Source organism: Streptomyces sp. NPDC058964 (assembly GCF_042741275.1).
Classification (GTDB): domain Bacteria; phylum Actinomycetota; class Actinomycetes; order Streptomycetales; family Streptomycetaceae; genus Streptomyces.
This window is the reverse complement of the sequence record NZ_JBHYKH010000098.1, coordinates 10,260-22,421: the sequence shown is the minus strand read 5'-3', so window position 1 is coordinate 22,421 and position 12,162 is coordinate 10,260. Positions and strand designations below refer to the sequence as shown.

Annotated in this window: 12 protein-coding genes; 8 read left to right on the top strand and 4 right to left on the bottom strand. The window is 68.7% G+C overall.

Going from position 1 to position 12,162, the window contains the following annotated elements:
- Positions 1 to 475: 475 nt before the first annotated feature.
- Together ACFW2E_RS15185 and ACFW2E_RS15180 are read right to left on the bottom strand one after the other, a co-directional pair.
- Positions 476 to 661: a DUF397 domain-containing protein gene (locus ACFW2E_RS15185; RefSeq protein ID WP_384466457.1), complete on the bottom strand. Its 186-nt coding sequence runs from the start codon at positions 659 to 661 to the stop codon at positions 476 to 478.
- The gene (locus ACFW2E_RS15180) at positions 658 to 1,518 is read right to left on the bottom strand and encodes a Scr1 family TA system antitoxin-like transcriptional regulator (RefSeq protein ID WP_384466455.1); all 861 of its coding nucleotides are present in this window, start codon (positions 1,516 to 1,518) and stop codon (positions 658 to 660) included. Before ACFW2E_RS15180 ends, ACFW2E_RS15185 begins: the two co-directional genes overlap by 4 nt.
- A gap of 163 nt (positions 1,519 to 1,681) precedes the next feature.
- Between ACFW2E_RS15180 and ACFW2E_RS15175 the strand changes: the two genes are divergently transcribed.
- Positions 1,682 to 2,134, top strand: a complete 453-nt coding sequence (locus ACFW2E_RS15175; protein ID WP_384466453.1) for an ATP-binding protein — start codon at positions 1,682 to 1,684, stop codon at positions 2,132 to 2,134.
- Positions 2,135 to 2,413: 279 nt separating this feature from the next.
- Here the strand turns inward: ACFW2E_RS15175 and ACFW2E_RS15170 are convergent, their stop codons facing one another.
- Positions 2,414 to 2,812 carry an EVE domain-containing protein gene (locus tag ACFW2E_RS15170; RefSeq protein ID WP_384466451.1) on the bottom strand — a complete coding sequence of 133 codons (399 nt, stop codon included), beginning with the start codon at positions 2,810 to 2,812 and terminating at the stop codon, positions 2,414 to 2,416.
- Between the two features lie 148 nt (positions 2,813 to 2,960).
- Here ACFW2E_RS15170 and ACFW2E_RS15165 point away from each other — a divergent pair, with 148 nt between their 5' ends.
- Both ACFW2E_RS15165 and ACFW2E_RS15160 read left to right on the top strand, forming a co-directional pair.
- Complete coding sequence (locus ACFW2E_RS15165) at positions 2,961 to 5,066, top strand: AAA family ATPase (protein ID WP_384466449.1); 2,106 nt, start codon at positions 2,961 to 2,963, stop codon at positions 5,064 to 5,066.
- Positions 5,059 to 6,300 carry an McrC family protein gene (locus ACFW2E_RS15160; protein WP_384466447.1) on the top strand — a complete coding sequence of 414 codons (1,242 nt, stop codon included), beginning with the start codon at positions 5,059 to 5,061 and terminating at the stop codon, positions 6,298 to 6,300. The genes ACFW2E_RS15165 and ACFW2E_RS15160 overlap by 8 nt, the downstream gene beginning before the upstream one ends.
- 51 nt (positions 6,301 to 6,351) lie before the next feature.
- Here ACFW2E_RS15160 and ACFW2E_RS15155 read toward each other — a convergent pair whose 3' ends face one another.
- Positions 6,352 to 7,026: a tellurium resistance protein gene (locus ACFW2E_RS15155; RefSeq protein WP_384466445.1), complete on the bottom strand. Its 675-nt coding sequence runs from the start codon at positions 7,024 to 7,026 to the stop codon at positions 6,352 to 6,354.
- Positions 7,027 to 7,244: 218 nt separating this feature from the next.
- On the opposite strand from ACFW2E_RS15155, the gene ACFW2E_RS15150 reads away from it, so the two are divergent.
- The 5 genes from ACFW2E_RS15150 to ACFW2E_RS15130 all read left to right on the top strand — a co-directional run bounded on the left by ACFW2E_RS15150 (position 7,245) and on the right by ACFW2E_RS15130 (position 11,916).
- The gene (locus ACFW2E_RS15150) at positions 7,245 to 8,693 is read left to right on the top strand and encodes a hypothetical protein (RefSeq protein ID WP_384466443.1); all 1,449 of its coding nucleotides are present in this window, start codon (positions 7,245 to 7,247) and stop codon (positions 8,691 to 8,693) included.
- Between the two features lie 62 nt (positions 8,694 to 8,755).
- Positions 8,756 to 9,172 (top strand): hypothetical protein, encoded by a 417-nt coding sequence (locus ACFW2E_RS15145; RefSeq protein WP_384466464.1) that lies wholly within the window; start codon positions 8,756 to 8,758, stop codon positions 9,170 to 9,172.
- Between the two features lie 34 nt (positions 9,173 to 9,206).
- Positions 9,207 to 9,872: a VWA domain-containing protein gene (locus ACFW2E_RS15140; RefSeq protein ID WP_384466441.1), complete on the top strand. Its 666-nt coding sequence runs from the start codon at positions 9,207 to 9,209 to the stop codon at positions 9,870 to 9,872.
- The gene (locus ACFW2E_RS15135) at positions 9,869 to 10,966 is read left to right on the top strand and encodes a protein phosphatase 2C domain-containing protein (protein WP_384466439.1); all 1,098 of its coding nucleotides are present in this window, start codon (positions 9,869 to 9,871) and stop codon (positions 10,964 to 10,966) included. Before ACFW2E_RS15140 ends, ACFW2E_RS15135 begins: the two co-directional genes overlap by 4 nt.
- Positions 10,963 to 11,916: a hypothetical protein gene (locus ACFW2E_RS15130; protein ID WP_384466437.1), complete on the top strand. Its 954-nt coding sequence runs from the start codon at positions 10,963 to 10,965 to the stop codon at positions 11,914 to 11,916. The genes ACFW2E_RS15135 and ACFW2E_RS15130 overlap by 4 nt, the downstream gene beginning before the upstream one ends.
- Positions 11,917 to 12,162 lie beyond the last annotated feature (246 nt).

Below are 12,162 nucleotides of genomic sequence, written 5' to 3'. Positions count from 1 at the left end.
CTGCACAACCTCGCACTCGCCGGATAGCCGAACAGGCGGCACTGCAGCCGCCCATGCCACTCCCGACTCCAAGATCGTTACGGGACAAGCCTTAATCGCGCGGAGCACCGTGCGTCTGGTGGCCCGGATGGATGCGGCTGCCGGCACGGCCAACGCGCAGGTGCTGTTCAACCCGATCAAGTCCCCGGCAATAGTCCAGTCGAGCAACCAGGTCGCAGCCAGCATCCATGTCTTCCACGGGCGGCTCGGTATTGAGTCTGGTCGCCAGTCGTCGGAGGCGAGACGGTGGGTGGACGCGGCCACGGAGGCGAGGGACAAGGCGCTCGAGGCAGGAGCAAAGAGCGTCGATGCCGCCATAAGCCTCGGCAACGAGACCCTCGACCTGGCCAGCTCGGTAACGGGCAAACTCTCCAGCGGGATCGCCGAGCGAGCGCGCCGTTGGCTCGGGGACGAGGAGGAGCGCGACGCGTTGCCTTCAGGCATCTGTCACAAGGTCCAGGAAGCGCAACCAGCCGTCACGGCTCACGGCGAAGGGGGTGCGCATCGCATCCTTGGAGTCGCGTACGTGGACGGCCTGCTCGGTGACGGCCACCTCCACGCAGTCGTCCCCCTGGGTGCCGCTGTAGCTGGACTTAAACCAGGCGAGTTCGGGGTTGCTCATAGCTCTCCTCGCAGTCGCTCCAGCAGACCCCGTGAGTCTTTGGGGTGCAGGGCCTGCGACCGCAGTGTGTCATAGCACTGGCAGAGCAGGCTCACCTCTTTCGCGTTGGTGATCAAACGGCCGTTCTGCTGGCCCTCCGAGTAGGCAATCCGCCGACGTTCCGGGGTTTCCAGCAACCGCATGGGACCGTCGAGGCACGCGTGGTACTCGGCGTCCATCGGCATGACTTGAAACGTCACGTTCCTGGAAGCAGTGAGTGCCAGCACATGATCCAGCAAGCCGCGCATCACCTCCGCGCCCCCTAGCCGCCGCCGTAAAACGTGCTCCTCCACGATGAAGCTGAACGGGACGTTGGGCCGCTCAGTGAGCATCCGTTGCCGCTCCAGTCGAGCGACCACCTGCGCCTCCAACTGCTGATCGGAAAGCGGGGGAATGCTGTTGCCGAACACCGCCCGCGCATACCCCTCCGACTGCAACAACCCCGGCACCAGCCGACACTCATACGTACACAGGCTCACCGCCCGCCGCTCCAGCCTCGCCCACTGCCGGAACCAAGCCGCCAGCCCCGCCTCTCCCCGAGTCAGAAACCGCGCCGCCTGCCGCAACGCCCCCGTGTTGCCCAGAGCCTCCTCCGCCCGCTCCACAAAGGACGCGTCCGGCATCCGCCGCCCCAGCTCCACCGACTCCACCGTGTGCTTGGAGAAGCGGACCATCTCCCCGAACTCCACCCGGCTCAGCCCCGCATGCTCGCGCAACGCCTGGACCACCGCCCCGAACGTCCGCAGACTGTCCGACGGATCCGGTTCCCGCTCGCACTCTCCGCCCAGCCCCACCGGTTCGACGTGGTCGGTCGTCATTCGAGGCCCACCTCCAGGTGCACACAAGCCAGTTCCCCCTGATCGAGAACACCCAGACTGGCCGTTCCGCATTCGTACTGTCCACCGAACGTGTCCGTACGCTGACGCACCGTACGGGCCGCACTCCTGGCGCACGCCACCCCACGCGCGTCACCGTGGCCCCATGAACGTGAGCTCGCCCCACTCCCCCACCACCGTCCGGACGTTCGCGCAGCAGCTGTCGTCCACCCGGCGCGGCGCACGGCTCGCCCGTCTCCTCGCCGTGGCGGAGTTCCAGGCCTGGCAGGTACCGCCGTCCGTGGCCGAGCGCGCGGAGCAGATCGTGGCCGAACTGGCCGCCAACGCGGCACTGCACGGCCGCGTCCAGGGCCGCGACTTCCGCCTGGCGCTCCACCTCGACCCGGCGGCCGGCCTGCTGCGGATCGCCGTGACCGACGCCCGAGGTGATCGCCTCCCCCACCCCGCCACGGACTTCACCACGTCCCCGGACGCGGAGTCGGGTCGTGGCCTGCTCATGGTGACCGCCCTGGCCGACCGCTGGAGCACGGAGTCGTGTCCGCCCGGCGGCAAGACCGTCTGGGCGGAGCTTGTCACGCTTCCCGCGCCCCTGGAGTGAGCAGCGCTTCGCCGTGATGCCACTGTGCCCCACGAATCCTCGTGGGACAGGAACGACATCCAACTGGACTGCACCGTCGCGCTGTGGCGCCTCAGGCGGTCACCGGCTCCCAGCCGTAGCCCTCGACCGCCCCCTCGTACGGCGACAGGAGCGGCTCAGTTCCGTACGCACCAACTCTGCATCACCCGGCGGCGGTAGGGTCAGTGAAGCTGTGACCGCTCGACGGAAGAAGGAACCTCGCGGCGGGGCCCCGTACCGCCTCGCGTCCATCCCGTCGTCCTACAACCCCGCCCTCGCCAGCAGCACCAGCAGCGCCTCGGGTTTCACCTTCTGCACCGACCTCACCTGGCCGAGCTTCAGTTCCTCCCGGCCGACCGGGCTGCCGCACAAGGCGTCCGTCGCATCCGGCAGCAGCGTCACCTCGACCCGGTACGAGAACTCCGGATCCTCGGGGTCCTCGTACGGCTCCTTGTCGATCTCGGCCAGCGCCGCCACGGCCGACTCCGGTTGGCTGAAGAAGAACCACAGGCGGTCCCCTGGGCTCATACGGTTGCGCCGGCTGAGCCAGAGATCGAGTTCGGGTTCTTCATGGGCGAGGCGGCGGATGGTCTCCTTCGTGGAGGGTTCCCCGTCCAGCGTGTCCTTGTTCGGGTTGAGGATGTAGATCCAATCCTCCACGGCTTCCCCCATCATCTGTGTCGCTGCGCTCCGCGCGTACGAAGCTGGAGTTGCCCCTACCGGTCCATGGTGTCAGCCGACAGAGCCGTCCGCAGACGAACCACCAACCTCCGGAAGCGGGCTCGACCTCATCCGGCATCATGTCGGCATGACAGGTGGGGTGGATGTGCGTACGGCGGCGGGCCGGTTCGATCGGACGGCTGTCGCGGAGATTGAGTCGGCCGCCGAGGAGGAGCGCGAGCGGGTGCTCTCGCACTTCCCGTTGGAGGGGTGGAAGACGCTGCCGCTCGAGCGCTACGCGCTCGGCCAGCCCGCGCCCGCCGGATCCGAACCGGCGTACTGCCGGCTGCTCGAGTTCCTCACTCCGAACCTGGGCAGTATCAAGGGCGGCAGCGCCGCGAAGCACATCATGTACCGTCACAACTCGGGCGAGTGGCGCCTGGCGGCTCCGCTGCGCAAGGCGGATCCGCGAGACGCGTGGGAGGAACTGCGCAGTCAGTTCGTCGCGGCGTTCGACGCGGTCGCCGCCGGGGACTTCGAAGCCGTGGACGAACTCTCCGCCCTGCGGTTCGGTCCTGCTCTCGTGACCAAATCACTGGCCGTCTACTTCCCCGAACACTTCCTGCCCGTCTACTCCGCCGAGCACCTGCGGCGGTTCCTCATCCAGCTCGGCGGCACGGCGGAGGCCGACTCGCCCCCCTCGCGCCCCACCCGCAGGCTCCTCGAAATCGTCCGCTCGCGGCCGGAGTTCGAGGGCTGGGGCGGGCTCGAGGTGATGACCTTCCTCTACCAGGACTTCGACCCGCGTCCCCGGCAACGCACGATCTGGAAGATCGCTCCTGGCGAGCGCGGGCGGCTCTGGGACGAGTGCCGCGACGGCGGCTTCATCTGCGTGGGCTGGGACGAACTGGGTGACCTGAGTCAGTACCAGAGCGACACAGAACTCAAGGACGCCCTCGACAGGGGCTATCCGGGCGGCAGCGGCGGCAGTCTGACCACCGCGCGCAGGCTCCTCGCCTTCCGGGACCTGGAGCCCGGCGACCGGATCGTGGCCAACCGCGGGATCGACGAGGTCCTGGCCACCGGCACCGTCGCCGGAAGCTACCAGTTCGTTCCGGACCGGCCGGAGTACCAGCACATCGTCCCGGTGACCTGGGACCCTTCCCATGCGCAGAAACTGTCCAAGCCCCAGCGCGGCTGGCGGTCCACCTTCGCCAGGGTCGACCCGGCCACTTTCGCCAGGTTCACCGCGCAGCAGCCCAACACCGCCCAGGGCGCCGGTCCGGTGCAGCCGGGCACGCCCGTCGCCCTGCCCGAGGACGTGCAGGCCGTCCTGGACGCCCTCGAGCGCAAGGGGCAGATCATCCTGCACGGGCCGCCCGGCACCGGCAAGACGCGACTCGCCCTCGGCGCCGCCCTCGCCCTGGCCGGCCGTGCCGACGTACTCGACGGTTCGGAACCGGAGCGACGTACGGAGGCGCAGGCCGAGGTGCTGAGCGGTGACCGGGTCCGGCTGGTCACCTTCCATCCCTCGTACGGATACGAGGACTTCGTCGAAGGCTTCAAACCCGATCTCGACGCGAAGGGGTCCGGGCTCACCCTCGCCCTCGCGAACGGCTTGTTCCACACTCTCTGCAGCCGCGCCGCCGACCATCCCGACCAGACCTTCCTCCTGATCATCGACGAGATCAACCGAGGTGATCTGCCGAGGATCTTCGGTGAGCTGATCACACTCCTCGAACTCGACAAGCGGAACCTTCCTGTCGACCTACCGGTCAGCAAGCGCAGCTTCTCCGTGCCGCCGAACGTCCGGATCATCGGCACGATGAACACGGCGGACCGGAGCATCAGCCACCTGGACGCCGCGGTGCGCCGCCGCTTCGCCTTCCTGCCCGTGGGTCCCGACTCGGACGCCGTGTCGGGAACGGTCGGCCCGCTCGACCTCGCGGCCTTCTTCGAGTCCCTCAACAGCCGTATCGCCCGCCACCTCGACACGGATCACCAGATCGGGCACGCCTACCTGATGCGAGACGGAGAGCCGATCGCCACCGAGGAGGACCTGGCCGCCGCCTTCCACCACGAGGTGGTGCCGCTGCTGGAGGACTACTGCCTCGGCCGGGCCGACCTGCTGCACCGCATCCTCGGCGGCCTGGTCGACCTGGACACCGGGCGGCCCGTGCTCATGTCCCCTCAGGATCTCCCGGACGCGCTGGCCACCGAATTCACAAGTGACACGACGGGCCCTGATGCCTGACCGCCGTCCCGAAGTCCGGCTCGGCGAGTACGAGTCCGCCGAGCTGGGCCCTGACCAGCTCACCGCCCGGGATCTCGACCGGCTGTACGCCCTGCAGGCACGCGGCTGTCTGACTCTGACCACGGGCCGCACAGGGTGGCGACTCAAGGCCGACGCCACCGTCGGCGTACTGGTCCTGGACCGGGTGCGGCTGGTCATAGAACCTAAGTTCGCCATTCCGGGCGAACAGCTCATGACCTGGCTCGCCTACGCGCTCCACGCCCCTGTCCCGACGGCCGCCAGGCGCTGGTCCACCGCCCCTGACGGCTACGCCGACCTCGTGGCCGCCGCGCTGCTGGAGGAGTGCGAGAAGCTTCTGCGGGAGGGGCTGCGCCGGGACTACGTCCGCCATCAGAGCCTCGAACCAGTGCTGCGCGGGCGCCTGGACGTCGCCGCGCAGGCCACCCGCCGCTTCGGGCAGCTGGACCAGCTGCATGTCCGCACTTTCGACAGAGAGGCGGACATCTGGGACAACCGCGTCCTCGGAACGGCCCTGAACGTCGCGCTCGGCCTGACGACCGACTCCCGGCTGGCCCGCAGCCTGCACGGCGTCGCCGACGCGTTCCCGGATTCCGGCACGCCCGTCACCGCGTTGCGCGCCCTCGAGCGCACCCAGTACACACGCCTCAACGCCCGCTACCGTCCCGCTCACACGTGGGCTCGCCTGCTGTTGCGCGGCGGAGGCGTGAGCGACCTGTTGACCGACCACGGCACCACGGCGGGCGGCCTCCTGCTGGCCATGCCCGCGCTCTGGGAAGCCGTCGTCCGGCGGCTCGCCACCGAGGCCGCCATCCCGCACGGAGGCCGCCCCGTCCCCGGCAACGGAGGGACCGGCATCACCGTCCGCGGCGACCTCGGCAGCACCTCGACGTTCCGCCCGGACCTTCTGCTCGGCCTGTCCCGTCCCGGCACGGACCATCGCGCCCTGCTGCCCATCGACGCCAAGTACAAGCGCTACGACCGCCACGGCGTGAGCGCAGGCGACATCCACCAGCTCCTGACGTACAGCGCCGGCTACACACCCGCCGAAGCCCCGAGCGCGGTCATCGTTCATCCTCAGCCGGGCGGATACGCCCGCCGCACGCTGCGGATCGGGAGCCCTCAGCGCGGTCTTGGCGTCATCCACGTGCTGGGAGTCGACACACACGCCCCACCGGAGCAGGCGAGCGCGTGGATGTGTGCCATGCTGCCGTGAGTTCGCCGGTATGGCCGACTCGGCCAGAACGCACGCCGGAGCGGCGCCCGCTCACAACGGCGGCTTGCTGCCCGGTACCCAGTCGAAGCCGAAGCCGTAAGCCTGGTCGATGAGCTGCTGGTTCGACAGCCACGGTTGCGCGGTGAACCAGCGGACCTCGCGTCGGAGGTCGAGTGTGTCCCGTCCCGGGGTCAGCAGGGCGATGGCACAGGCGGTTGCGCCTGCCGGGGAGTCGTCGAGGTGGATCCGCCATGTGCCGCTGGGTGCGCTGACCGTGACGACCCCTCCGAGTGTCCGGAAGTCGGCCGCGCCCTCGTAGATGTACACGTAGACGAGGAGTTTCTTGAACTGGCGGCGATGTTCGAGGCTGATGCGGACTGTTTCCCCGTCGGAGGTCTCGCCTGTGCGGTCGTCCTGGTCGATGCTGACGTAGGGCCAGGTGTCGAGGTCGCCCCACGTCTCACCGAGGGGCTGCACCGCGGTGCCCGTTCCGTCGCACGTGAGGACCATGCAGCCCAGATCAAGGTCCGCCTCTGCGGTGACCGACCAGTTGAGGTTCACCTGCAGGGTGCCCCAGCCCGTGATCCGGGCGCGCGGCGTCTGCTTGGTGAGCTGCACGGTGCTCGTCTGCGGCTGCAGCGGCTGCCGCGTCCGAAGCTCCGGCTGGGCGGGCGACGCTCCTCGGCCCAACTGGACGATCCCCCGCTGTCTTCCGTCGCCACTCAATGCAGCCCTCCCCATACATCACTGTAAAACGTCAGCGGTTCCCGCCGCGCCGCACCACCCATGTGATCGTCGTCTAATATTGCGCGACTGGTGAAGATGATGTGAACATTGCAGTAGCCATGTTTATTGGCACACAGGTTTGAGCTGCAGGTCATCACCGGCGCTGGACGCACTTGGGTCTGCACAGGAGGCCCGGTATCGCCGGGCAGGGGTGGGGAATGTTCTTGGGGACTCAACTCGACAACGGGGTGGCGGCACGCCATCTCGACGACATGGCACAGGAACCATTGCTCGCGCCGCGCGCCGACGAGTTGCGCGCACTGGCTCAGGCACTCGACTCCGATGACGCGGAGGCTCTGGATCCGTGGGCCGAACTCGACCTGATGGGGCATTTCGTACGGTCTGAGAGCATCGCCGAGAGCGCGCAGGACGCTCGTGGGGGACGGTTCGACCCCATTCTGGACTGGGTGCTCGGCGCCCTCGTCTTCCTGCCTCTGCTCTTCACGTGGTTCGGTCTCTGGCAGGCCTCGAGTGCATACGGAGCACTCACGGGGGACGACCCCAAGGCGGCGGGCCGGCCGTTCCTCCAGCTGTGGCAGTCCGGATTCGACGGCCACCTGGGTGACACCTTCCGGTTCGGGCACGTCGCCGTGACCGGATGTCTGACCCTGGGGATGCTGTTCGTCCTCACGGCGGTCCACGGTTACCGCCGCACCGCCACCGAACGCAGCGAGGACCAGGCGCGACGCCGCGCCCAGGCGGTCCTCACCCGCCTCGCACCGGTCCTGACACGTGCGCAGCTCTGCCTCAACCGGCACCGTGTCGCCTCTCCGCAAAGATTCGCGGCAGAGCTCAACTCTGCGGCCGGACGACTGCAGCGGATGCATTCCAAGGCCATCACCACGCAGGAGGAACTCACCCGGGCGGCCGAACTGGTCGGTGAGGCCATGGACAAGGCGGAGCAGCGCCTCTCCCAGGCTGAAACGTATGTGCGGCCGATCGAACAAGTGGTGAAGCAGATCGAAGAGACCGTCCGGGACAGCGGTACGGCCATCCAGACGGCTGTTCAGGATCTCGCCGACCCGGTGACGCAGGCGGGACGGAGTCTCGCCGACGCCGTCAGCGGACAGACCAGCGTGCTCGACAAGGCGTTGGAGGATCTGCGGGCGGCCGGCGACGCGATGCGCGAGGTCCTCAGTCGCGCCGCGGACCGGCTGGAGTCGGCGGTCGGTGACAATGGCGACCGCGTTCGCAGCGCTCTGTCCGACGCGGCACGACAGGTTGAGGACTCCCTGACCGTGCTGGCGGCCTCGCAGCGTGGGTTCACCACCGGAATCGAGGTGGTCTCGGACGTCAACGGCCGACTGCTCAACGACCTCGGCGCAGTGGCCGAGCGCTCCAGCGAGGCGGCGGAGATCTCTCGCGAGGCACTGCTCGGCATCGAGACCCGCAGCCGGGCACTGCACGATGCGGCCGACCGCTTCGCGAGCGTCACCGACGCTCTGGAACGGGCGCTCAGAGAGACGGACGGAGCGCGGGCCGACGTGGCTGCGGCGCGGGCCGACGCGGAGGCGGCACGAGCCGGTGCGGAGGCAGCCCAGCGACGCGCTGAGGAGGAGCTGCGCCAGGCGAAGGAGTTGCAGGCCGGGATCGGATCGGCACGGTGAGCCCACGCAAGCGGGGTTTCCGGTTCAACCCCCTGCACCTGGCCGGGTGGCTCTTCGCCGACATGCTGCTCGTCCTCGCGCTGGTGTCGATGGGCGACCGCGGGGATCCGCTGGCCGCCCGCCCCGCCGCTCACCCTTCGCCCTCAGCCGCCGCCAAGCCGAGTCCGACGCCCACGGGGCCACGATCGGTGGAGCGCAAGCCGGTGAAGCTCCATGTGACGGCCGCGACCGGTGACACCACGCGGATGGTGAAGGAACTGCGTGCTGCCACCCATCGCTACGAGGGGCGCGACGCGGCCTTCGTGCTGACCTTCGGCAAGGCCCCCGACCCCGGTGCCGGTCAGGCCTACGCCCGCGAGATCAACAAGTCCCTGCACAAAGCACGCCCGGACATGTTCACCGACGCGACGACACGGGACTTCTGGAACGGCGGTGTCTCCGGCGCGGCCGACCTGGAGATCTACTTCTACACCCGTTGACGGCAACGCCGTCTCCTTACGCTCAGGAGAGCCCATGCAGATCCTGCCTTTCTACATGGTGTGTGACGAGTCCGGTTCCATGGCCGCAGGTGGCGTGGACGCCATCAACTCGGCACTCCCCGACCTGCACCACGAGATCAGCACCAACCCGAGCGTTGCGGACAAGACTCGTTTCGCACTGATCGGTTTCTCCACGCAGGCCTCCGTGCTCCAGCCGCTCGCCGACCTGAGCGAACTGACGCAGCTGCCGTCCCTGTCGGCCGGCGGAGTGACCTCCTTCGGGGCCGCCTTCCGCCTGCTGAAGAGCACCATCGAGAAGGACGTCACGGACCTGAAGGCCGACGGCCACGACGTGTACCGGCCGGTGGTCTTCTTCCTCTCCGACGGCATCCCCACGGACGAGGGCTGGCGCACCGACCTCAAGGAGCTCAACTCCTTCCGCTACGCGCCGAAGATCATCGCCTTCGGTATCAGCGACGCCGAAACCTCCACCATCACAGAGGTGGCCAACTTCAAGGCGTTCATTCAGCAGGACGAGTCCATCTCTCCGGCCATGGCGATCCGTGAGTTCGCCTCAAGTCTCACCCGTTCCATCGTCAGCTCGGCGACCAGCATGTCCGCTCAAGGAGGTGAGGGCTTCGAGCTCCAGGTCGAGGAGCAGGTCCCCGGTTTCACCAGCCTCTCCCTGGACAAGCTGTGAGCGGCCCGGTGAACCACGAGGAACCTCATGGCACGGGGGAAGGAACGGGGATCCCCGGCCACGCTCAGGAGGGCGACATCGTCGACGCGTACTACGCCAGCCTGCCCCCCGGCGTCGTCGCACACGAGACGACCCTCCGGGTGCATGTACAGGCAGACGAGTGGTGCACGCCGCAGGCGCCGGAGAGCCCCGTGGCCTCGCCGGGTACGAAGGCCGAGGTACTACGCGGCGCACCCGATCACGTCGGGAACCGACCTCCCAGCTATCCGCCGCATCCCTTGTCACGCCCCTCCGTCAGGGACGGAGACGAATTCGCAGCATGTACCCCGGCTGTCCTGCTGGACGGAGCCCGGCTGGGCCGGATCACCGTGCGGGCAGCCTCGGTGCGTGGTGACTCCCACAACTGGGAGGGCAGTTGCCGTCAGGACGCCATGACGGTGACGCGCATCGGGCCTCCGGAAGCCGAGCTGCTTCTGCTGGCGGTCGCTGACGGTCTGGGGTCCGCCAAGTCCTCACATCTCGGCTCATTCCTCATCACGGGACAGGCAGCCATTCATCTGGACCAGGAGGCAGAAAGCATCCACGCGGCGCTCCGCGCCCAGGACGAAGGTGAGCTTCGGGCAATCGCCAACAAGGCGATCGTCGGCGCGGTCAGCGGATTGCGACTTGGCCAAGAGCACGCCACGACACTGCACGTGCTGCTGGTTCCGACAGACTCCAGCATTCGCGAGCGCGTCCTGTTCAGCGTCGGTGACGGCGGCCTGTTCGTCCTGCGGGGTGGCCACTGGGAACACGCCAATCCGGCATGTGACAGCAGCCTCCTCGACACCCGCACCGAGGCACTCCCGCACTCCTACCGCAGCGTCAAGTCCACCCTGCTGCGCACCGTGCCGGGCGAGGTTCTTCTTCTGGGCACCGATGGCATCACCAACCCCCTGACGCAGAAGGACCCGGAGTTCGCCCACCGCCTCGCGCACGCCTGGGGCGGCCCCGAGGCTCCCTCGCTGTCCGACTTCCTGTGGCAGGCGCAGACCCGGGCCAAGTCCTACGACGACGACCGGACCGTCATCTGCGTGTGGGAGGAGGGAGCATGAGCGCTGAAGACGGCGCGGACGTAGCCCGGGCCTCGCTCGCGCCACGGGACCGGGTCGGCAGTGGCGGCCAAGGTGATGTGCACGCTCTGGCCGACGGGCCGCTGCTCTTCAAGGAGTACAAGGACGCATCCAAGGTCAACGCCGGCGCTCTGGCCGACCTGGTTGCGTTCCGGCAGAGCCTCGGACAGTCCGACCGGAGCCGCCTCGATTGCCTGGCAGCCTGGCCACTTTGCCGCGTGGTCGATGGCGGGCGCACAATCGGTTTCCTGATGCGTCGTGCGCCGTCCGACATGACGTGGCGCACCGCTGCCGGATCCACGAAGCTGCTTGAGTTGCAGTACCTGATCAGGCCTCCCAAGCCGGCCTGGCAAGAGGTGACGCAGCCGACGCCCCAGCAGCGCAGAGCTCTGGCTCTGGCCTGTGTGGAGGCCATCGGGTGGTTCCACAGCGCCGGGCTGGTGATCGGCGACATCTCGCAGGCCAACGTGCTGTGGTCCCTCACGCCAGGTACTGCCGTGCACTTCCTGGACTGCGACGGCTTTCGCCGGGTGGGGCGTGCGGCCGTACAGGCCCAGGCCGCCACTCCCGACTGGAACGATCCGCTGGTGCCTTCCACCGAGGCGACGGTGGACACGGACGCGTACAAGACGGCCCTCGTGGCCGGGCGCATCCTCACCCAGGATCCGTACATCACCCCGGGGAAGGAGCTGGAGCTCGTCCCCGGCTGCCTGAACGACCGGCAGGACGCCGCGGTGCGTCGGCTCTTCTCGCAGGCGGCCGGCGAGCGCGGCACGCGTCCCCGGCCGAGCGAGTGGCAGACCGCGCTGAGCGACCGCGGCACCATCACGCTGACCGCGGCCACACCCAGGCCTCGGCCCGCCATCGACCACACGGTCCTGGACGGGGCACGGGACCGGAGCCCGATCAACCTGCGCGCACCAGGACGGTAGCGAGGCGTCCGGCGCTTCTCCGGCGCCGGGCAGCCGCACCGATGTCGGCCGGAGACCTTACCTTTTCATCTGGACCTGCTGTTGAGGGGAGCGATCAGCATGGGTGATGACGACGCGCCGTACCCGGAGTTCCGGCTACGACTGCCGAACGGAGGACCGGTCGCCCACGGGCCCCCCGCGCGCGCACACTGGCGCCCCAAGGCGCGCCCGGAGGGGAGCGGAGACCGCGACCCCCCGCCGCCCCCC